The sequence below is a fragment of the Rhodococcus sp. B50 genome (assembly GCF_013602415.1).
In the GTDB taxonomy this organism is placed as follows: domain Bacteria; phylum Actinomycetota; class Actinomycetes; order Mycobacteriales; family Mycobacteriaceae; genus Rhodococcus.
Window position 1 is genome coordinate 3,885,650 of record NZ_WPAG02000002.1, and the last position, 19,654, is coordinate 3,905,303.

The 19,654-nt window shown below is 66.4% G+C and carries 21 protein-coding genes and 2 pseudogenes; 7 read left to right on the top strand and 16 right to left on the bottom strand.

The window, feature by feature from the left end; translation table 11 throughout:
- Nucleotides 1-6: 6 nt before the first annotated feature.
- From GON09_RS18285 to GON09_RS18295, 3 genes are all read right to left on the bottom strand, one after another.
- A complete protein-coding gene (locus GON09_RS18285; protein ID WP_213933027.1) occupies nucleotides 7-957 on the bottom strand; it encodes a DUF808 domain-containing protein in 951 nt (316 codons plus the stop codon).
- Between the two features lie 163 nt (nucleotides 958-1,120).
- Nucleotides 1,121-1,687 (bottom strand): NADPH-dependent FMN reductase, encoded by a 567-nt coding sequence (locus GON09_RS18290; RefSeq protein WP_213933028.1) that lies wholly within the window; start codon nucleotides 1,685-1,687, stop codon nucleotides 1,121-1,123.
- Between the two features lie 229 nt (nucleotides 1,688-1,916).
- Nucleotides 1,917-2,273 (bottom strand): Rv2640c family ArsR-like transcriptional regulator, encoded by a 357-nt coding sequence (locus GON09_RS18295; protein WP_213933029.1) that lies wholly within the window; start codon nucleotides 2,271-2,273, stop codon nucleotides 1,917-1,919.
- Between the two features lie 95 nt (nucleotides 2,274-2,368).
- On the opposite strand from GON09_RS18295, the gene GON09_RS18300 reads away from it, so the two are divergent.
- Nucleotides 2,369-2,854: an ArsI/CadI family heavy metal resistance metalloenzyme gene (locus GON09_RS18300; RefSeq protein ID WP_213933030.1), complete on the top strand. Its 486-nt coding sequence runs from the start codon at nucleotides 2,369-2,371 to the stop codon at nucleotides 2,852-2,854.
- A gap of 89 nt (nucleotides 2,855-2,943) precedes the next feature.
- Here the strand turns inward: GON09_RS18300 and GON09_RS18305 are convergent.
- The 3 genes and pseudogenes from GON09_RS18305 to GON09_RS18315 all read right to left on the bottom strand — a co-directional run.
- Nucleotides 2,944-3,147 (bottom strand): annotated as a pseudogene (locus GON09_RS18305) (heat-shock protein HtpX); the annotation flags it as partial.
- Between the two features lie 56 nt (nucleotides 3,148-3,203).
- Nucleotides 3,204-4,286, bottom strand: coding sequence for an ACR3 family arsenite efflux transporter (gene arsB, locus GON09_RS18310; protein ID WP_280521632.1), 1,083 nt, complete (start codon nucleotides 4,284-4,286; stop codon nucleotides 3,204-3,206).
- Nucleotides 4,283-4,636, bottom strand: a pseudogene (locus GON09_RS18315) (ArsR/SmtB family transcription factor). Before GON09_RS18315 ends, arsB begins: the two are co-directional and overlap by 4 nt.
- A 106-nt stretch (nucleotides 4,637-4,742) precedes the next feature.
- Here GON09_RS18315 and GON09_RS18320 point away from each other — a divergent pair.
- Nucleotides 4,743-5,501 (top strand): IclR family transcriptional regulator, encoded by a 759-nt coding sequence (locus GON09_RS18320; protein ID WP_213933032.1) that lies wholly within the window; start codon nucleotides 4,743-4,745, stop codon nucleotides 5,499-5,501.
- Between the two features lie 103 nt (nucleotides 5,502-5,604).
- Complete coding sequence (locus tag GON09_RS18325; RefSeq protein ID WP_213933033.1) at nucleotides 5,605-6,801, top strand: 4-hydroxybenzoate 3-monooxygenase; 1,197 nt, start codon at nucleotides 5,605-5,607, stop codon at nucleotides 6,799-6,801.
- A 3-nt stretch (nucleotides 6,802-6,804) separates the two neighbouring features.
- Here GON09_RS18325 and GON09_RS18330 read toward each other — a convergent pair whose 3' ends face one another.
- Nucleotides 6,805-8,022: an alpha/beta hydrolase gene (locus GON09_RS18330; protein ID WP_213933034.1), complete on the bottom strand. Its 1,218-nt coding sequence runs from the start codon at nucleotides 8,020-8,022 to the stop codon at nucleotides 6,805-6,807.
- 134 nt (nucleotides 8,023-8,156) lie between these two features.
- On the bottom strand, nucleotides 8,157-9,146 hold the full coding sequence (locus GON09_RS18335; RefSeq protein WP_213933035.1) for a bile acid:sodium symporter family protein: 990 nt from the start codon (nucleotides 9,144-9,146) through the stop codon (nucleotides 8,157-8,159).
- An 84-nt stretch (nucleotides 9,147-9,230) separates the two neighbouring features.
- On the opposite strand from GON09_RS18335, the gene GON09_RS18340 reads away from it, so the two are divergent.
- Together GON09_RS18340 and GON09_RS18345 are read left to right on the top strand one after the other, a co-directional pair.
- On the top strand, nucleotides 9,231-10,088 hold the full coding sequence (locus GON09_RS18340; protein WP_213933036.1) for a LysR family transcriptional regulator: 858 nt from the start codon (nucleotides 9,231-9,233) through the stop codon (nucleotides 10,086-10,088).
- 70 nt (nucleotides 10,089-10,158) lie between these two features.
- Nucleotides 10,159-10,653: a hemerythrin domain-containing protein gene (locus tag GON09_RS18345; RefSeq protein ID WP_213933037.1), complete on the top strand. Its 495-nt coding sequence runs from the start codon at nucleotides 10,159-10,161 to the stop codon at nucleotides 10,651-10,653.
- On the opposite strand, the gene GON09_RS18350 is transcribed toward GON09_RS18345, so the two are convergent.
- Nucleotides 10,646-11,329, bottom strand: a complete 684-nt coding sequence (locus GON09_RS18350; protein WP_213933038.1) for a phosphodiesterase — start codon at nucleotides 11,327-11,329, stop codon at nucleotides 10,646-10,648. The genes GON09_RS18345 and GON09_RS18350 overlap by 8 nt on opposite strands.
- A gap of 87 nt (nucleotides 11,330-11,416) precedes the next feature.
- Between GON09_RS18350 and GON09_RS18355 the strand changes: the two genes are divergently transcribed.
- Together GON09_RS18355 and GON09_RS18360 are read left to right on the top strand one after the other, a co-directional pair.
- A complete protein-coding gene (locus GON09_RS18355; RefSeq protein ID WP_213933039.1) occupies nucleotides 11,417-12,685 on the top strand; it encodes a glutaminase in 1,269 nt (422 codons plus the stop codon).
- 217 nt (nucleotides 12,686-12,902) lie between these two features.
- Entirely contained in the window at nucleotides 12,903-13,769 is an 867-nt protein-coding gene (locus GON09_RS18360; protein ID WP_244865557.1) for an alpha/beta fold hydrolase, read from the top strand.
- Nucleotides 13,770-14,008: 239 nt separating this feature from the next.
- Here the strand turns inward: GON09_RS18360 and GON09_RS18365 are convergent, their stop codons facing one another.
- The 7 genes from GON09_RS18365 to GON09_RS18395 all read right to left on the bottom strand — a co-directional run bounded on the left by GON09_RS18365 (nucleotide 14,009) and on the right by GON09_RS18395 (nucleotide 19,639).
- Entirely contained in the window at nucleotides 14,009-14,473 is a 465-nt protein-coding gene (locus GON09_RS18365; protein ID WP_213933041.1) for a hypothetical protein, read from the bottom strand.
- A 105-nt stretch (nucleotides 14,474-14,578) separates the two neighbouring features.
- On the bottom strand, nucleotides 14,579-15,253 hold the full coding sequence (locus GON09_RS18370; protein ID WP_213933042.1) for an ABC transporter permease: 675 nt from the start codon (nucleotides 15,251-15,253) through the stop codon (nucleotides 14,579-14,581).
- Entirely contained in the window at nucleotides 15,250-15,894 is a 645-nt protein-coding gene (locus GON09_RS18375) for an ABC transporter permease (RefSeq protein WP_213933043.1), read from the bottom strand. The genes GON09_RS18370 and GON09_RS18375 overlap by 4 nt, the downstream gene beginning before the upstream one ends.
- The gene (locus tag GON09_RS18380) at nucleotides 15,891-17,018 is read right to left on the bottom strand and encodes an ABC transporter ATP-binding protein (RefSeq protein WP_213933044.1); all 1,128 of its coding nucleotides are present in this window, start codon (nucleotides 17,016-17,018) and stop codon (nucleotides 15,891-15,893) included. Before GON09_RS18380 ends, GON09_RS18375 begins: the two co-directional genes overlap by 4 nt.
- 16 nt (nucleotides 17,019-17,034) lie before the next feature.
- Nucleotides 17,035-17,946, bottom strand: a complete 912-nt coding sequence (locus GON09_RS18385; protein WP_213933045.1) for an ABC transporter substrate-binding protein — start codon at nucleotides 17,944-17,946, stop codon at nucleotides 17,035-17,037.
- Nucleotides 17,947-18,031: 85 nt separating this feature from the next.
- Nucleotides 18,032-18,529, bottom strand: coding sequence for a cysteine dioxygenase (locus GON09_RS18390; protein ID WP_213933046.1), 498 nt, complete (start codon nucleotides 18,527-18,529; stop codon nucleotides 18,032-18,034).
- Nucleotides 18,530-18,736: 207 nt separating this feature from the next.
- Nucleotides 18,737-19,639 (bottom strand): amidohydrolase family protein, encoded by a 903-nt coding sequence (locus GON09_RS18395; RefSeq protein ID WP_213933047.1) that lies wholly within the window; start codon nucleotides 19,637-19,639, stop codon nucleotides 18,737-18,739.
- Between the last annotated feature and the right edge of the window lie 15 nt (nucleotides 19,640-19,654).

Consider the following 19,654-nt stretch of genomic DNA (forward strand, 5'->3'; position numbering starts at 1 on the left):
GCGCCGTCAGTGCGCTGCGTGGGCCTTCTTCCGTCGCGGGACCAGGTGCATGATCAGGACGACGATCGCACCGACGGCAAGTCCCACCAGAGCCGAGGCCACTGTCCCCGCGGTCCACGACAGAACGCCGCCGAACCCTCCGTGCACCAGTTCGCCGGCCCAATGTTCGAGGTCGTGGAGGCGGTCGGCGGGCCAGTGGAATCCGGCCTCGCCGACGTTGACGAGCAGGATGTGGCCACCCACCCACAGCATGGCGGCGATCCCGACCACGGTGAGAACCGTCATCAACTTGGGCATCGCTGCTACGAGACCACGGCCGACACGCTGAGCGAACGTCGACTGCCGTTGCGCGAGAGCCAGACCGACGTCGTCCATCTTCACGATCAGGGCGACCACGCCGTACACCAGGACGGTGATGAGGACGGCGACGACGATGAGAACGAGGAGGCGGGTGACGAACGGCTCGCTCTCCACCGATGACAACGAGATCACCATGATCTCGGCCGACAGGATCAAGTCGGTACGGATCGCGCCGCTGACCATCGCCTTCTCGAACTCGGGGCCCTTCTGCGCCGCGGTGGCCTCTTCCTCGTGGTGGCCTCCGCTGAGCGCTTCGTAGACCTTCTCGGCGCCCTCGTAGCAGAGGAAGAGACCACCGGCGATGAGCAGATAGGGCAGGGCCTGGGGGAGGAACTGACTCAGGAGCATCGCCACGGGCAGGATGATCAGGAGCTTGTTCCGGATCGACCCGATCGCGATCCTCCGGATGATCGGCAGTTCGCGATCGGGGGAGAAACCGTGCACGTAGCGCGGCGTGACGGCGGTGTCGTCGACGACCACACCCGCTGCCTTGACGCTGGCCTTGCCGGCCGCTGCGCCGATGTCGTCTATCGATGCCGCAGCTGCCTTCGCCAGCACTGCAACATCGTCCAACAGGGCGACAAGACCACCAGCCACGGGAACCTCCCATAGTTCGGCTGCGCCGAGCCGATCGACCGACGCGCGTGTGCGAGCAGCCTCGAACGTTACCGGGCCTGCGATGACGCGCAACGCGGTGATCGGTCCGTGTCGGCGAGGCGACTTCCTCTCCTTCGTCCGCGCCGAGTGAACGGTTCGACGCTCAGCGCGGCAGAACTGTGAGTACCCGGTGGATGTGGTTCCCGAACTCGGTCATGTAATTGCGGAGAAATTCTTCGGTGGACTCGTTGTGCACTGTGCCGTCCTCACCGAAGACCTCCGGCGTGAAGTGGATGTAGGCCTCGGGTGCAGTCATCTGCCGGGCATTGCAGAAGCTCAGTACTGCCCGGAGGCTCTGTTGCCCTACCGCGGTGCCGATCGATCCGATCGACGCGCCGATCACGGCCGCGGGGATGTGGTCGAACGAGTTCTGTCCCCATGGCCGCGACGCCCAATCGATCGCGTTCTTCAGCGCGCCGGGGATGGACCGGTTGTATTCGGGCGAAACGAACAGTACGGCGTCGACGCCGGCGATCGCTTCCTTGAGTGCCGTACCTTCGGGCGGATACTGAGCGTCGTAGTCGGGGCTGTACAACGGCAGGTTGCGGATCGGGATCTCGACGAAATCGAGATTGTCGGGAGCGACTCGGAGGAGGGCCTTCGCGAGGACCCGATTGATGGACGTCGAGGAGAGACTGCCGACGAAATATCCGACCGTGTACGTACTCATAGGGTTCCCGCTTCTCTCTACGAACTGCCGGAAAACTCCGGCCGCTGTGGAAGGGACAATTCGATCGTAGACAGTCGCCCCGAGCGCGGGAGTGCTTCGGAAGGATCCGACGCGAGCAAGACCGATCGGGCAAACCCGGCGCATCCGTGAGGTTTTCGGATTCCTCCCGTCCTGGTTCGGTGGACGTCGCGCGTGCCGGCCCCGTCGGGACCGTGCCGGAACGGGGCGGTCAGCAGCAGGTGGGGTCGAGCACGGCACGTAGTGCTTCGAGTGCCTCGGTGCGCACCCGGTAGAAGACGTTCATTCCTCGGCGCCGGGGTTCCACCATGCCGGCCTTCCTGAGTTGCCCGAGGTGGTGGCTGGTGGTCGATTCCGCGAGCCCGACTCCTTCGGCGAGATCGCACGTGCACAGTTCGCCGTCGTCCGCGGTGAGCAGGATCGACACGAGTTTGATGCGGACGGGATCGGCGAGAGCCTTCAACCGGAGGGCGACCTGTAGCGCGGCGTCGTCGCTCATCGGTGCGGCGGAGACCGGTGCGCAGCAGATCGGCTCGGTGACGTCGACGACCGGGAGTGCTTTCGGCATGTCCCGACTCTACGCACTCTCTTGACATATGTCGAAAAGGTGGGATCCTGGCAGCATCAGTAATTCGATATATGTCACAGAGGTTGGAGCCCGTCATGGCACGCACTCAGCTCGCTCTCAACGTGGACGACCTGCAGGAGTCCGTCATGTTCTATTCGAAGCTCTTCGCTGCCGAACCTGCGAAGCTGAAGCCCGGTTACGCGAACTTCGCGATCGCCGACCCACCCTTGAAGCTGGTGCTCATCGAGAATCCGGGGAAGGGTGGAACGATCAACCATCTCGGGGTCGAGGTGGCGACGAGTGAGAAGGTTCGTTCCGAGATCGCTCGCCTGACCGGTGAAGGGCTGTTCACCGACGAGGAGATCGGCACGACATGCTGTTTCGCCACTCAGGACAAGGTATGGGTCACGGGACCCGCCGGCGAAAAATGGGAGGTCTACACGGTGCTTGCGGATTCCGAGACATTCGGAACGAGCCCGCAGAGCATCGACGTCGCGCCCGAAGGGCGGGAGCAGGTGTGTTGCGGAACTTCCCGTGAGGACACCACGCCGAACGCGGCGTCCGAAAGCTCTTGCTGCTGAATACCGACCGCATAACGGACCGAAGTCGAGGTTGCTCACGGTGGCCTTCGTGGTGTGTCCCACGAAGGCCACCGTGCGGACTATTTCTGCTACCGAGGTGCGGCACGCGAGGACAGTTCCGCGATCAAAGCCTCGACCTTGACCCGGATCTCGTCTCGAATCGGGCGTACTGCCTCGAGGCCCTGCCCGGCGGGATCTTCCAGTACCCAGTCACGGTAGGACTTTCCGCGGAAGACGGGGCAGGTGTCGCCGCATCCCATCGTGATGACCACATCCGAAGCCTGCACCGCTTCCATAACGGTTGGCATGGGGGACCCTTTCGTGAGCGGTCGGTGCCGGAGGTCGAGCGTTACGACGTGGCCGAGGGAGCCGATCGCGTGAAACGCGTGCGCAAGGCGAGGGAGACGTAGACGAGGGCTACGAGGACCGGCACCTCGATGAGGGGCCCGACGACTCCGGCCAGAGCCTGACCGGACGTCACCCCGAAGGTTGCGATGGCCACCGCGATGGCGAGTTCGAAGTTGTTGCCCGCAGCGGTGAACGCCAAGGTGGTGGTGCGCTCGTATCCGAGTCCGGCTGCGGCGCCGAGCAGGTACCCTCCGCCCCACATGATCGCGAAGTACGCCAGCAGCGGCACGGCGATACGCACGACATCGAGCGGCCGGGAGGTGATCTGCTCACCTTGCAGGGCGAACAGGATCACGATGGTGAACAGCAGGCCGTACAGTGCCCACGGTCCGATCCTCGGCAGGAAGGTGTCCTCGTACCAGGCACGGCCCTTGGCCTTTTCACCGAAACGGCGGGTGAGGAAACCGGCCACGAGGGGGATGCCGAGGAAGATCATCACGGATTTCGCGATCTGCCAGGGGGAGACGTCGAGGGACGTCTGTTCGAGCCCGAGCCGGCCGGGAAGTACCGACAGATAGAACCAGCCGAGAACGGCGAACATGATGACCTGAAAAACGGAATTGATCGCGACCAGCACGGCGGCGGCTTCGCGGTCGCCGCACGCGAGGTCGTTCCAGATGATCACCATCGCGATGCAGCGGGCGAGACCGACGATGATCAGGCCCGTGCGGTATTCGGGCAGATCCGGAAGCATCAGCCACGCGAGCGCGAACATCAGGGCGGGGCCGAGGACCCAGTTGAGGATCAGCGACGAGATCAGCAATGTGCGGTCGCCGGTGACGGTGTCCAGGCGGTCGTAGCGCACCTTCGCCAGCACCGGATACATCATGATCAGCAGACCCACGGCGATCGGCAGCGAGATGCCGTCGATCTCGATGAAACTCAGGGCCTCGCCGAGGCCGGGAATCATCCGGCCCAGCAGCAGTCCGGCAACGATGGCAGCGCCGATCCACACCGGAAGGAAGCGGTCGAGGGTCGACATCTTCCTCATGACGGCCGTGTCCACAGCGGTGTTCCCGCTCATGCCGACACCTCTGCCGGTGCGGTCACGAGCACAGTCGAGAGTTGCTGCAGTGCAGTCGGAACCACCTAGTAGTACACCCAGGTTCCCCGACGCTCGCAGTCGAGCAGGCCGGCATCGCGCAGCACCTCGAGATGGTGTGAGATCGTCGGTTGCGACAGGTCGAACGACCCCGAGATGTCGCACACGCATGCTTCGCCTCCGGCGTGGCTCGCGACGAGCGACAGCAACCGCAGGCGGACGGGGTCGCCGAGAGCCTTGAACATCCGGGCCAGATCGACGGCTCGCTCACCCGTCAAGGGCTCGCGTACGAGCGGAGAGCAGCAGTCGTCGGAGGGTTCTTGATTCGACACTCGTCTATATTGACAGATATCGAATCAACTGTCGATTCGAGTGTCGCCCCTCCCCGCTCCGCGTGGGCCGAGCCCACCCCGATCCGACTCGCGGAACAATGGCCCCATGGCCAACTCGCCGTCCGGTGACTCGATGCTCGATCGCGTCGTGCGCATCCTCGAGTCGTTCGACGACACCCAACCCCGCCTGACGGTCGGTGCGCTCGCCCGTCGAGCCGGCATCCCGCAAGCCACCGCGTATCGGCTGGTCGGGGAACTCGTGCAGCACGGTCTGCTCACCCGGGACGACGACGGCCGGGTGCGGATCGGGCTACGCCTGTGGGAACTCGTCGCTCGCAGCGCGCCCGCGCGCGATCTTCGGGAGGCGGCGCTGCCCTTCCTGCAGGACGTGCAGTCGGTGGTGCGGCAGCACACCCAGCTCGCGGTCCTGCAGGACGACGAGGTCCTCGTCCTCGAGCGCCTGTCGGCGTCGGAATCGGTGGTCAACCAGGCATCGGTCGCCCGTCGGCTGCCGGTGCACGACACGTCGATGGGCATGTCGATGCTCGCGTTCTCCCCACCGGGAGTGCAGGAGTCCTATCTGCGACGACATCCCGAGGTGGAGACGCGATTCGCCGCGACGACGCGAGATTTCCGTCGCGCACTCGCCGAGATCCGCCGGCGGGGCTATGCGCGTTTCGACGGTGTGCTCGACGAGGGCACCACGGGTATCTCGGTGCCGGTCCTCACGCGGGCGGGGCGCGCATTGGCGGCGCTCGGTGTGGTGGTGCCCACGGGTGCGTCCCGGCAGCAGGCAGTGGTGCCGGTCCTCATGGCCGCTGCGCGCGGCATCGCCCGTGGGGTGGGGGAGCGGCCGCCGGACTGACCGGATCGTTTTCTCATTGAACAAGAAGCGAGATCGAACAGCAGGAGGCGCGAACCACACTCGACGACACGCGGATCGGACACGCAAACTTAGGGAAGAACTCATGAACACAACCCGCACGGTCGTCACCACCCAGGTCGGCATCGTCGGCGGTGGCCCGGCAGGTCTCATGCTCTCCCACCTCCTCGCGAAGGCAGGGATCGACAACATCGTCGTAGAGAAGCGCGACCACGAGACCATCCGGACCACCCATCGGGCGGGCATCCTCGAACACGGCTCGGTGTCCCTGCTCACCGAGAGCGGAGTAGACACCCGTGTCCTCACCGAAGGCCACCGCCACGACGGCATCGACCTGCGGTTCGGGGGCGAGAGTCATCGTCTCGATTTCAAGGACCTCGTCGACGAATCGGTGTGGTTGTACCCGCAGAACGAGGTCTTCGTCGATCTGGCCGCGTCTCGCGAACGCGACGGCGGGGACGTGCGCTACAGCGTCTGCGACACAGAGGTTCTCGACATCACCACAGAAACGCCGAAGATCCGGTTCACCGAGTCCGGCGGCACGCCGGTCGAGATCCGGTGCCGCATCCTCGTCGGTGCCGACGGGTCGCAGAGCATCTGCCGCAAGGCGATCCCGGCGGATGTACGAACAGACCACTTCATCGAGTACCCCTTCGCGTGGTTCGGGATCCTCACAGAGGCGCCCCCGAGCGCGCCCGAATTGATCTACGCACGTTCCGATCACGGATTCGCTCTCATCAGTCAGCGCAACGAGTCGGTACAGCGGATGTACTTCCAGTGCGACCCCACGGAGGACGCGTCGGCCTGGAGCGAGGAGCAGATCTGGGAGGAATTGCAGAGGCGTGTCGACGGTCCCGACGGTTTCGTGTTGAAGCGCGGTCGCATCTTCGAGCAGATGGTCCTGCCGTTCCGCTCCTACGTGTGCGAGCCGATGCGGTACGGAAATCTCTTCCTGGCCGGCGATGCCGGACATACCGTACCGCCCACAGGGGCCAAGGGACTCAATCTCGCACTGGCGGACGTCCGGGTGCTCTTCCGCGCGCTCGACTCGTTCTTCTCCGCCGGCTCGTCCGATCTCCTCGACGCCTACAGCGATACGGCTCTGCAACGGGTGTGGAAGGCGCAGAACTTCTCGTACTGGATGACCTCCATGCTCCACACTCGTCAGGACGCGACGTCGTTCGAGAACAGGCGCGCGCTGGGCGAACTCGCTGCGGTCGTCGGTTCCCGGTACGGGCAGCAATACCTCGCGGAAGCCTACACGGGCTGGCCCGATCGCTGATCGTCATCGCTCGTGCGACAGGACTTCGTCCAGCCGATCGAGCACCCGACGGTTGAGCAGACTGCGGTTGGTCATCTCGCAATGCTCACCCGCACCCTCGGCGGTGGTGAACCTGAGGAGGGTCACCATGTCGCCCAGTCGATCACCGAAGATTCCCGCACCGCGTGCAAGGGCATCGTTCTCGGCGGCTGTCACCACGACCGGGCACGAGATGCGTTCGCCGACCTCGTCGAGCGTGTACTCGTTCAACGCCGCGAACAGTTCCCGGATGTCCGACGCACCGTTGACCCAGAATCCGCGGGAGACGAGTTTCCAGCGCAGTGACGGATCCGACTGCACCGCAGACATGATCGCGTCGGCGTCCTGCGCGCTCATCGAGAGGGGATCGTCGAGGACCTCGGGGGACACACCGAAGGCTGCGCCGAGAGCTCGGGTGCCGGCGGCGACGCTCCACTGACCGGGATCGGCAACCACCGCGGCCAGGCGATGCTCACCGGAGGCCGCACGCGGCGCGAGATACCCACCGAGACTCCACCCGCTCAGGACGATGCGCTCGGGGTCGACTATCGGAGAGGTCACCGCATGATCGACCACCGCGCGCACGACCACTTCCCAGTCCGGGCGCATCGGCATGTTCTGCTTGTAGAGCATCTCGCCCTGACCCGGTCCGTCGAACAGGAGACAGTGGTAGCCGCGTCGAAGCGCTGCGACGGCAGACGCGAAGAACATGTCGGTGATCGTGGCGTCGTATCCGTTGGTGAAGACGATGAGTGGCCGCACACTGTTCTCATGGCCGGGTGCGGGAATCAGGTAACCCGGAAGCGTGGTGTTCTCGAACGGAATCCTGCCGGGCGTCACGGGCGCGTCCCCGATCGCCAGCCCGGCATCGAAGGCAGCCGTCTGCTTGTCGAATGCCGAGATCAGACGCGGGTCGACCGGAGAGCCGTACAGAGGGTGATATGCGGTCGCGTAGTAGGCGCTGGCGCGCAGGAAGAGTTCGCGAGCCGAGTCGTCGTGCCCGGCGGACGCACAGGACTCCGCCTCGGTGACGAGACGGTCCCCGGCCTCGATCCACGCCGTGTAGAAGTCTCCGTCGTCACCGTCCCCCACTCGCCGGGCCACTGCGGCAATCTCGCCGAAGTCGGCACCGCCGTACGGGATGTAGGCCAGCGGCCAGGTTCCGAACTCGTCGTGCAGATGGTCGTGGAACAGCAGACCCATGCCGGTACTCCCTCGAGTTGTGGTTCGTCTGTGCACGCTTCCTTGCACGGTGACTGCAACACGAAGGAACCGCGCCCCGAATCGGTGGATTTCACCCTCGACTTCGCCGAACCGGAGCTCCGGCATTGCTCCTGCTACGCGGCCACGAGCCCTTCCGGCGCCTTCTTCGCCAGCCGCCCGGCGAGCGCTGCGCACACCAGAAGCTGCATCTGATGGAACAGCATGAGCGGCAGCACGATCAGGCCGATGGGCTGACCGGGGAAGAGCACGATCGCCATGGGCAGTCCGGTGGCGAGGGACTTCGTGGAGCCGCAGAAGAGGATTGCGACGCGGTCCCGGTAGTCGAAACCGAGTCCGCGGGACGAGTACCAGGTGAGTGCGAGCACGATCGCGAGCAACACGGCGCACACACCGACGAGGGCGAGCAGTCGGCCGATCGAGATCATCGACCAGATGCCCTCGTTCATGCCGCGGCTGAACGCCACGTACACGACCAGCATGATGGATCCGCGGTCGACGAGCTTGAGAGGCTTGCCATGGGCCTTCACCCAGGAGCCGATCCAGCGCCGCAGGAGCTGACCGGCGACGAACGGCACGAGCAGCATCAGCACGATGTCGAGAACGGCTGATCCGCTGAACGTGACGCCCTGCGTGGACATCGTCAGCGCGACCAGCAGCGGCGTCGCGAAGATGCCGATGAGGCTCGAGGCGCTGGCGGACACGATCGCGCCGGGGATGTTTCCGCGCGCCACCGAGACCAGCGCGATGGCCGACTGCACGGTGGACGGCAGAAGGCACAGGTACAGCACCCCGAGATAGAGCGGGTCGGTCAGAATCGACGGCACGAGCACCTTCGCGGCCAGACCGAGCAGCGGGAAGACTACGAAGGTCGTCGCAAGGATGGTCACGTGCAGACGCCAGTGCTTGAGACCTTCGATTGCCTCCTGTGTGGACAGACGCGCGCCGTACAGGAAGAACAGCAACCCGATGGCGATCTTCGCGGCCCAGTTCGCGCCGTCGAGTACCACGCCGTCGGCAGGCAGCAGGGCAGCGACGGTGACGGTGGCGAGGATGGCGAGCAGGAACGGGTCGAGTCGTCCGAGCACGGGGATCTTGGAGAGCACGAATCGACGGTACGGCAGCGACGGATGATTACAGAAGACGGTCACCACGTTTTCTGCAATCGCGATTCATGATTAAGTGAAGCGGTGTTCGATCCGGTGCACCTTCGGAGCTTCCTCGCTGTCGAGCGGGAGCGTGGTTTCACCGCGGCCGCTCAGCGGCTCGGTCTGCGGCAATCGACGGTCAGTCAGCACGTCGCCCGACTCGAGAAGGAGATCGGACGTCGGCTGTTCGTGCGGGATACGCACAACGTCGAACTGACGGCGGACGGTGCCGACATGGTCGCGTTCGCCCGGGAGATCCTCGACCGGCACGATGCCGCTCGCAGGCACTTCTCGGAGTCGCCGCTCAGCGGCCGGCTGCGTTTCGGGGTCTCCGAGGATCTGGTGCTCTACGAACTGCCGTCGATCCTCGCCGAATTCCGGCGCAGTCATCCCCGCATCGATCTCGAGCTCACCGTCGACCTGAGCGAGGACCTGCAACGTCGACTCGACGACAACGAACTCGATCTGGTGTTCGGCAAGCGTCGGCGCGGTAGCCGACACGGGGAGATGATCTTCCGTGAGCGTCTCGTCTTCCTCTCCGCCCCGGACTACGTCCTCGATCCCGACGAGCCGACACCGCTGGTGTCCTATCCGCCCCCGGCGCTGACCCGCGACATCGCCCTCGAGGCCCTTCAGCGTAGTGGACGTGGCGTCCGCGTCGCGTGCACGACCGACAGTCTCAACGGTCTGCGCGCCGCCGCGCTCGCCGGACTGGGTGTGGTGCTGCACGCCGAGCGGCTCCCTCCGCCCGGCCTCGTCCCGGTGCGCGATCCCCAGCGGCTGCTCCCCGACGCCGGCGACATCGAATTCGTGCTCATCGCACGCCGGTCCGTCCTCACCGGTCCGGAGGCGGCCCTGCGGTCGGCGATCCTGGCGAATGCGGATCGCGTGCGCGTGTGACGGTGTCCCGGATGGGTATTCCTGTGCCACGCCCGCTGGGGGCGGCAGTTCTCACGCCGCAGGAGGAACCGTGTCCACAGACGCGATCGTGTTGCTGAAGGAAGATCACAAGGAAATCAAGAAGCTCTTCCGCGACTTCCGGAAAGCCGAGGGGGAGAAGGAGAAGGGCGAGATCGTCGGCAAGATCATCGAAGCTCTCACCGTGCACACCTATCTCGAGAACGAGTGCATGTACCCCGAAGTGCGCTCCCTGCTCCCCGATCTCGAAGACGACATCCTGGAGTCCTACGAGGAGCACCATGTCGCCGATGTGCTCGTCGTCGAACTGGCCGGGATGAAGCCCGACGCAGAACGTTTCGATGCGAAGACGACGGTCCTGATCGAGAACGTCGAGCATCACATCGACGAGGAGGAGGACGAGTGGTTCCCCAAGGTGCGTGAGGCGCTGGGACGTAAGCAGTTGCAGGACATCGGTGCCCGCATGCTCGAGATGAAGGATGACGCCCCGCGGTCGCCGGCGCAGCCGTCCGCGTTGAAGAAGACGATCGATGCGGTGATCAGCTGAGGGTGTGCTGCGGCCGGGCGAGGGAGGCGCCTCGTCCGGCCCGGCTCGCCCGGTAGGCGTCGCGCCGCGTCTCGACGAGCCATCCCGGCCACGGATCGACGAACCCGGGGCAGTGGATGGTTGGATCGAAAGACGGTTGCTCGGAATCCTTCTCGGGCAGGCGACGGTTCAGAGTCAGACGGCCTGCCGGTTCCAGGGAGCCGCGGGCCGAACCCACCAGGAGTGAGAACTCGAGCGGAACTCCGAGTGCTTCGACGGAGGTGGTCGAGGACGAATGTCGTCCTCGCGGAACGGCAGTGATCCACCGCGGTGTGGGGTCGGCATCGGTCCGGTAGGCCATGAGCGTGCTGTAGCGGGCGCTCGACCACGAGCGGGCCGGCAGCAGAGCCACCCGGGCGGGCAGGTAGGCCGAGGCGAGCAGGACGTCCCACGGGCCGGTCTTCAGGGGAAAACGCAGCGCCAGGCCGAGCACGTCCGGCATTCCGTCGGGCGTGCCGATGCCCCGCGACACCCGCGCGATCACCAGGGCGGGGCGGGGGATCTGCCGGGGCCACCAGGACGACTCGAACTCGGCGACCCCTTCGAAGGTCGCGCCGCGTGGGTGGAACACACGTGCTCCGCGCAGCGCGGATCCCACTCGGAACGGCACGGACAGCGCCGACGACAGGGCAGTCATGACGGTCGCATACCCGTCTGCCGGTCGGTTCAATCGCGTTCGTCACTCCGCGCTCGGGCAGGACCCGATTCGGTCACGATGGAGGACATGCGTTCACCGTTGCCGGACTACCTGACCGAAGTGCTCCGAGGATGTGCCGACAGTTCGGGCGCACTCGCCGATTACATCCCGGAGCTGGCGAGGGCCGACCCGGACCGGTTCGCCCTCACCCTGGTGACTGCCGAAGGCGCGATGTACTCCGTGGGTGACGACGACACCGAGTTCACGATCCAGTCCGTCTCGAAGCCCTTCGTCTACGGTCTCGCGCTGCAGGAAAGGGGATTCGACGACGTGCTCGACGTGATCGACGTCGAGCCGTCCGGTGAGGCGTTCAACGAGGTCTCGCTCGAACGCAACACGGGACGACCGCTGAATCCGATGATCAACGCGGGCGCGCTCGCCGCACATGCTCTGGTGCTCGACGGTCGGCGGCCCGAGGACTCGGTGGAGGACATCCGCTCCCTGCTGTCGTCCCTGGCCGGTCGTGAACTCGTGATCGACGAGAAGGTCGCTGCGTCGGAACTCGGCAACTCCTATCGAAATGTGGCTATCGCCAACCTGCTTCGAGGATACGAGGTATTCGAGGACGATCCCGACGAGATCGTCGAGGGATACATCCGGCAGTGCTCCGTGACGGTCACCACCAAGGATCTCGCGATGATGGCCGCGACACTTGCGGCGGGCGGCGTGCAGCCCGTGACGTGCGAGGAGGTCTTCTCCCGCGATGTCGTGCGTCAGGTGCTGTCGGTGATGGCGACCTGCGGGATGTACGACGCGGCGGGGGACTGGCTCTCCACCGTCGGCATCCCGGCCAAGAGCGGCGTGTCCGGAGGAATCATAGGAATCCTACCGGGACAGTTGGGTATTGCGGCCTACTCGCCACGGCTCGACGACCACGGGACCAGCGTGCAGGGCGTCGCGGCCTTCGGGCGTTTCTCCCGCGACATGAATCTGCATCTGATGGACGCGCCGATGGTTGCGCACTCGGTGTTACGCAGGCGGCATGTGATCGGCGAGGGTAAGGAGGCTCTCACCCTCCTGGAGTTGCAGGGCGACCTCCAGTTCACCAGCGCCGAGGGGCTCGTGACGGCGGTCGTCGACGAGCCGGTGGAAACGAAACGCGTGGTCTTCGACCTGTCGCTCGTCCGTACGGTGCTGCCCGTGGGCCGACGTCTGTTGCTGGAGATGATCGGTCGGCTCCATCGCGACGGAGTGGAGGTCGTCGTCGTGGACCCCGAGGGGCATCTGCCCGAGCCCGACACCGGTTACGGCTTCCGTCCACAGGTCCACGCCTCGTGGGAGGACCTGGAGACATAGGGATGAAAGGGCATTCGGCACGAAAGTGACCCGAGTGGCTCCTGTGGAATTTCCAGGAACCACGGGTGGCGTTCCTGCGGAGGACTGGGCTACGGTGTCCTGCGGTGTGCCGGAGGCTGGTCGGCGAAAGACGGTCGTACCCCAGGAAAGAAGATCCACTCATGCCGTTCACCCGTGAATCCCTCGTCGTCCCCGGAAACGTCCGGGTAGGAGGATGATGGCGTTGCTCACACGCTCGCCCTACCGCTGTCCCGGAGACGGCAGCGTGATCCATCACGCCTGCGCAGGACTGCTGACCTACTGGGAGCGTCCCGTCGAGGAGCACGTCGCCCGTACCTCGCTGGGTGAGACGTACGTGCTCACCACGGGTCCCGCGACGGCACCGCCGATCGTGGTGCTCGCAGGTGGCGACCTTCCGGCGGCGGGACTGCGTCTGCTGGCCGAGCAGTTCGGTGAGCGGCACCGAGTCGTGCTCGTGGACGTCCCGGGCCTGCCCGGGGCGAGTGCGGGCAGCCGGCCCGACAACCGCATCCACACCGTCTACGGCCACTGGCTCGTCGAGGTACTCGACGCACTCGGGGTCGAGCGGGTTCCCGTGCTCGGTCTCGGCTGGTCCGCGTCGGTGGCGGCCGCGGTGGAGGATCTCGACCGGGTCGAGAAGCTGGTGATCGCCGCGCCGCTGGGACTCGTCCCGCGCGTCCGATGGAACCGCGCCCTCATTCCCGGCCTGCAGTGGCGCAACGAGCCCAACCTCGAGAACACCGAGCGGTACCTCCGGGCACTCGCGGGCTGCGATTACCGCCCCGACGAGCAGACGCTGCGGTGGTCCTGCCGCGTGGGTGCGTACTGCACGTCGCTGACGAACGTGCCCCGTATCGATCGATCCGTACTGCGCCGCTGGCGCGGGCATGCTGTCGAGGTGGTCGTGGGAGTCAAGGATCCCCTCGTGCAGGTCGACGCGCTGAACAAGCTGGCCGACGACATGGGAGCGCAGTTCGTGGCGATCCCCGAGGCGGGTCATCTCCTCGCGGTCGAGGCGCCGGCGGCTCTGGCCGCGATGACCGCTGCCGCATCGGCGGACTGAGACGAAAGTGGCGACGCCGGGCTGCCCCCGACGGGCGTAGTTATCAGTCCGGCATCGCCACTTCCGGTCACCTCCCAGTGGGACCCGAGCAGCCGGGTACCCATGCCAGGGCTGCGATAGTCCCCAAATATTACGGTTTGGTCACGGTGACGCCTACGACGGTACCACCTGAACGCGGAATCGGTGCAGATGCATGTGTCGGCGCGTCACACATCTGCGATCGCACGGACTCGGCCGCGTCACGCGACAGCGGGGCTCCAATCGACCACGACCGACCTCGCGCCGATATATTCCAGCAGGTCGCGAACCGGTCCGCCGAAACGGAGCTGACGGTCGACCTCCAGCTCGTCGAGATCGTCGTCCTCCGTGCCGACGAGGATCCCGTGCACCACGCTGCGGGCCGCGGACAGGACGAGCATCTCCTCCGCGGCCACCCGTACCGGCACGTCGGTCTCACCCGCCACCGCACCGACCGTCACGGCCACATAGTCCCTGTCCTCGTCTGCGTCGTGATACGCGACCAGACGGCCGTGCAGCAGGGACTCGGGCAGGAGCCGGTCGAGCGTCACACCCGAGGGAACGCGCTCGTCGTCGGAAGGGACGCTCGGACCGGGTGCGGCCGGGGTAGCCGGGAGCTGCGCGGCTGCGTACAGGGGTACGCGCCGAGACGTCCAGCCGAAGTAGGTTTCGCGTTGCGCGTACATCGCACCTGCGCCTCCTCGATAGGACTTCGTCTCTACTCGTAGTGTGCTCCAGGCCACCGACAGGTTTCCGCGCCGCACAGGAGGCTTCCACGAGGGTGCACGAGGCTAGTCCTGTGAGGCGCGGACGCCGGGCGAGACCAGCAGCCGACCGAGGACGGCGAAGATCGCGAGCACCAGCAGCGAGCAGATCCCGGCGAGAGCGGCACCGCCCACGACCAACGCGTAGTCGCTGCGGGCAAGACCGTCCACGATCGGTCTTCCCACTCCGCCGAAACTCACCGCCGCAGCGATGGTCGCGGTCGCGACGATCTGGACCGCGGCGGTACGCATGCCGACGAGTACCAGCGGCAGTGCGACCGGCAGTTGGGCCCGCAGGAGGATCTGGGACGAGGTCATCCCCATTCCTCGGGCGGAGTCGGTCAGCGCCGGATCGACCCCGCGGATCCCTTCGTAGGAGTTCAGCAGGATGGGCGGAATCGCGAGTGCCACGAGCGGCACGAGCACCGGTACCAGTCCGATCCCGTACAGCACCACCAGCAGCACGAGCAGGCCGTAGGTGGGGAGGGCGCGTGCGGCGTTCGCCGTGAGGGACACGAGCACACCGCCGCGCCCCGTGTGCCCGGTCCACAGACCGAGAGGCAACGCGAGGAGAACGGAGATCGCGAACGCGACCAGCGTGTACCCGAAGTGCTGGGCGAGTCGCGTCGGGATCCCGGAAGCACCCGACCAGTTCGCGGCATCACCGAAGTACTCGGCGAGGTAGTGCAGCAGTGTCGTCATCGGCGCGCTCTCGAGGTACTACGCATCCACGGCGTGGTGAGACGCTGGACGAGTACGAGCACCGCGTCGACGACCAGCGCCATCACGACGGTCGCGACGATGCCGATGATCGCCAGATCGAGCCGATCGAGCTGGACCGACGCGGTGAACAGCGCCCCGAACGCTCCCATGCCGATCAGCGCCCCGACGCTCACCATGCTGATGTTCGCCACCGTGGCCACACGGAGCCCGGCGATGACCGCCGGGATCGCCAGCGGCAGGTCGACGGTGAGCAGCCGGCGCGGTGTCGAGAACCCCATCGCCACCGCAGACTGGCGCACACTGTCCGGTACGGCGCGCAGCCCGTCGACGACGTTGGGGACGAGTCCCGCCAGCGCGTAGACGGCCAGCGGAAGGATCACCGTGGTCCGGCTGATCCCGGTGAAGGCGATGAGCAACACGAAGAAGGCAAGCGACGGAATGGAATACAGAACGCTGCAGACCGCGAGCACCGGTGCATACACCCGCGGCCACCGCACACACGCCAAGCCCAGGGGTAACGCGATGACCAGGCCGAGCAACGAGGCACCGAGCGCCATGAGGAGATGATCGCCGAGCAGTTCCCAGAACGTCCCGAGATAACCGGGAATACGCAGGCTCACTGCGACTTCCGCATCTCGAGCCGAGGCGGGGTACCGGTCTGCCGGCCGTCGTGGGCTGCGCGGGCTGCCGCCGCCACCTCCTCACCGCTGATCACCCCGAGCACGCGGCCGTCGTCGTCCACGGCCACGGCATGACCCGACGGTGAGAGCACCGCCGCGTCGAGCACGACGCGCAGCGGATCACGTCCCGGAACGAAAGGTCTTCCCACCGGGACGAATTTCGTATCCGGGTTGCCGTCACGGGGGCTGCCGTCGCGCCACCCCGCTGGGCGCCTCTCGTCGTCGACGACGAGAACCCAGCGGCCGTCACCGGCGACGAGTTCGGCGTCGTCCCGGGTGACGATCGGAGCCGTGCGCAAGGGCAGTTCGGCGGACGAGAAGAACGACATGAGCCGCACACCGCGGTCGACGCCGAGGAAGCCGGCGACGAAGTCGTCGGCGGGAGCGGTGAGAAGTTCCTCCGGCGTCGCGTACTGGGCGAGCATCCCGCCGGGCCGCAGGACGGCCACGCGGTCGCCGAGCTTGATCGCCTCGTCGATGTCGTGGGTGACGAGCACGATCGTCTTGGCCAGCACCGACTGCAGGCGCAGGAGTTCGTCCTGCAGGTCCTTGCGGACCACGGGATCGACCGCGGAGAAGGGCTCGTCCATCAACAGGATCGGGGGATCGGCCGCCAGTGCGCGGGCCACGCCGACACGCTGCTGCTGCCCGCCGGAGAGCTGCGCCGGATAGCGTTGCGCCAGTTCCTTTCCGAGCCCGACCCGCGTCAGCACGTCCATCGCGGTCGCGCGGGCCTCCTTGCGGTTCGCGCCGAGCAATCGGGGCACGGTGGCGACGTTGTCGACCACTGTCCGATGGGGAAAGAGCCCGGCGTGCTGGATGACGTATCCGATGCCGCGGCGCAGGATCCGGGGATCTTCGTCGAGGACGTCGCGACCCTCGACGAGCACACGCCCGCCCGTGGGCTCGACCATCCGGTTGATCATGCGCAGCGAGGTGGTCTTTCCGCACCCCGACGGCCCGACGAACACCGTCAGGGTGCCCGTCGGGACCTCGAGCGAGAGTCCGTCGACCGCGACGGTCCCGTCGGGATAACGCTTCTCGACATTGTCGAATGTGATCACGCGGCACCGATTTCCGTCAGTTCAGGTCGTTCTGCTGCAGCCACTCCTCGGCGACGGCGTCGATGTCGCGGCCGTCGGTGACCACCTGTCCGACCAGTACGACGAGGGTGTCGGTGGTGAGCTTCTCGGACACGGCATCGATCTTCGCGACGTCGTCGTCGTCGAGATCGGTGCGATGCACCAGCGGAGTGACGTTCTGGGCTCCGAACACTGATTCCGGGTCCTCCAGCGCCACAAACGGTTCGGTGCTCAGAGACGGGTCGGTGGTGAAGATGTTCGCGGCCTGCACCGTGCCGTCCGAGAGTGCCCGGATGGTGATGGGACCGCCCGTATCGGTGGGCACGAACTCGCGGAACTCGACTCCGTACACTTCGCGCAGGCCCACGACGCCCTGCTGCCGGGTCTCGAACTCCGGGGGACCGCCGAGGGCGAGCTCGCCCGCAACCGGTGCGAGATCGGCGATGCTCGTCAGGTTGTACCGCTGCGCCGTCTCCTCGGTGACGACCAGGGCATCCTTGTTCTCACCGGGAGCGGAGGTCAGGATCTCGAGCCCGTCCGGAAGAGCTTCGGACAGTGCCGCATTGACATCCTCGGTCGTGGCGGCGGTGCTGTCGGGATCGACCCTCGCGAGGAGTGCGCCGTTGTACTCCGGGACGAGCGTGATGGCACCCGATGCGACCTGGTCGTAGTAGATCTCACGGCTGCCGATGTTGAACTGCCGGGTGACCTCGGACCCTGCGCTCTCGAGCGCCTGCGAGTAGATCTCCGCGAGCAGGACGTTCTCGGGGAAGTTCGCCGAACCGACGATGATCGCGCCACCGTCCGCCGAATCCCCGGCGAGAGGATCGTCGTCCCCGCCGCCGGAACAGGCCGCCAGGGCGAATGCGGACACGGCGAGAAGTGCTGTGGTGCGTGCGAAGCGTTTCACGGGTTGCTCCCTCGGATACGGCACGGTCGAGTGTCGACTCTATCCCGCCGGATACCCACCGTGCCGGATTTGTCGCACGAGTGGCTCACCAGTCGTCGCCCGCACGCTCCGAGGTGGCGAGGGTGAGGATGCCGTTCACGAGCCGGTACCGGCTCATCGAGTCGAGTGCGGGGGCATAGGCGTGCACGGTCACCGCAGGAACGGGACCGTCGTTGACGACCTCGTGCACGTGCCGGCTGTCGAAGCGCCGTGTGGCGCCGGCGGCCAGGTGGGTGCTGGAGAGTGTCACGCGTTGCCCGGGAAGGCCTTCCGACCACGGCTGATCGACGGTGTCCTCCCGGACACCTCCCTGGGCGACGGCGAACGCACCGGCGCTTCCCCCGTGATCGTGGATTCCGGTGCGCTGCCCGGGAAGCCAGCTCAGCAACCACACCTCGTAGTCGTCGGTGACGTCGAGTCGGGTGTACCAGCGCTCGGTCTCGCCGAATCGGACGAGCGGACGCCAGCGCGCGTCGTCCGAGGCGATGTCGAGGACGATCTCGGCGAGATCGACGCGCACGGAGGTGGAGAGAAGAGCAGGCATCGTGGTTCCTCGAGCAGAAGCCGAACGGGACCGAACGGGACCGAACGGTGATCCGGGCAGAAGAAAACAGGTCGGGCCGGGGTCAACGACAGGCGCGACAACCACAGAAACCACCGGCGATGCGGACGTAGTCCACGTGAAGCCTGCGATGCCGCAGGGTCGCCGGAAGATGCATGACGACCACTTCATCGGCCGGACACGGTCATGTCAAGGTTTACGTTCGTGTGACGTGGCGAACAGTCGGGACGGGTTACGTCGGCGTACGAGCCCGTCCCGTTCGTCGTCGAACAGCAAAGGGGGAGCGTACGGACGGTCCGAACCGAGCACGATGCGCTCCCAGCCGAGTCCTGAGGCTACGGCCTCGACGATCTCGGGACCGTACGAGGAGGTGTCGACGAACACTCCGGCGGACGGGATCGTCGCAGGTCCGCCGCGTGCCGCCATCCGGTCGGCGTGCAGCGGCGCGAGGCCGGCGAGCATGGCGAAACCCACGCGCAACCGGGGGAGACGAGGTGCTCCGTATTCGTGCCAGGCGAACCACGCGGTGTGCATCTGCGACACGTAGGACACCATCGCCGGCCACCATGGAGGAGCCGAGGGATCGGCCGTGGCGGGCCCGGGATGCACGAACAGGGGTGCGCCGCGGCGGTCGAGTTCGTCGAGGAGTGGGGCACACCGCGCGTAACCGTCGGCGTCCGCCAACGCGGTGGCGGGAAGTTGCAACCCGACGCAGCCCGCCGCAAGGACTTCGCGCAGAGCCGCGGGATCAGGAGCGTCGACCGAGGCCGACGCCCATCCCCCGAACGGCTGCGGCAGCGCCAGCACTCCCTCGTGGTAGGCGTCGAGCAGACCGGCCGCGTCGGCTGCGGGCAGCGATTCGATCCCCAGTGGGCTCGACAGTGACACCAGCGCCAGGTCGATGCCGTCCTGCACCGCGAGCTCGGCCCGGCGGGCGATCGAATGATCCTCGGGCCGTACCTCGTAGGGTGGTTCGCCGTCGAGGTGCAGCGTCCACCCGACGAGGCGCGGCGCACGGGTGCGTGCCCGTAGCGCCGCGACGAGGGGTGCCGGCCACACGTGCTGGTGGACGTCGACGCGGGGAAAGGTCATGCCGCCCAGGATGTC

Excerpts from the sequence above, each read along its gene's own strand:
- GON09_RS18370 (WP_213933042.1), bottom strand. The coding sequence starts at position 15,253 with ATGACGACACTGCTGCACTACCTCGCCGAGTACTTCGGTGATGCCGCG.
- arsB (WP_280521632.1), bottom strand. The coding sequence starts at position 4,286 with ATGAGCGGGAACACCGCTGTGGACACGGCCGTCATGAGGAAGATGTCG.
- GON09_RS18320 (WP_213933032.1), top strand. The coding sequence starts at position 4,743 with ATGGCCAACTCGCCGTCCGGTGACTCGATGCTCGATCGCGTCGTGCGC.
- GON09_RS18390 (WP_213933046.1), bottom strand. The coding sequence starts at position 18,529 with ATGCCTGCTCTTCTCTCCACCTCCGTGCGCGTCGATCTCGCCGAGATC.
- GON09_RS18350 (WP_213933038.1), bottom strand. The coding sequence starts at position 11,329 with ATGACTGCCCTGTCGTCGGCGCTGTCCGTGCCGTTCCGAGTGGGATCC.
- GON09_RS18355 (WP_213933039.1), top strand. The coding sequence starts at position 11,417 with ATGCGTTCACCGTTGCCGGACTACCTGACCGAAGTGCTCCGAGGATGT.
- GON09_RS18295 (WP_213933029.1), bottom strand. The coding sequence starts at position 2,273 with ATGCCGAAAGCACTCCCGGTCGTCGACGTCACCGAGCCGATCTGCTGC.
- GON09_RS18365 (WP_213933041.1), bottom strand. The coding sequence starts at position 14,473 with ATGTACGCGCAACGCGAAACCTACTTCGGCTGGACGTCTCGGCGCGTA.
- GON09_RS18300 (WP_213933030.1), top strand. The coding sequence starts at position 2,369 with ATGGCACGCACTCAGCTCGCTCTCAACGTGGACGACCTGCAGGAGTCC.
- GON09_RS18360 (WP_244865557.1), top strand. The coding sequence starts at position 12,903 with ATGGCGTTGCTCACACGCTCGCCCTACCGCTGTCCCGGAGACGGCAGC.
- GON09_RS18330 (WP_213933034.1), bottom strand. The coding sequence starts at position 8,022 with ATGGGTCTGCTGTTCCACGACCATCTGCACGACGAGTTCGGAACCTGG.
- GON09_RS18325 (WP_213933033.1), top strand. The coding sequence starts at position 5,605 with ATGAACACAACCCGCACGGTCGTCACCACCCAGGTCGGCATCGTCGGC.
- GON09_RS18290 (WP_213933028.1), bottom strand. The coding sequence starts at position 1,687 with ATGAGTACGTACACGGTCGGATATTTCGTCGGCAGTCTCTCCTCGACG.
- GON09_RS18395 (WP_213933047.1), bottom strand. The coding sequence starts at position 19,639 with ATGACCTTTCCCCGCGTCGACGTCCACCAGCACGTGTGGCCGGCACCC.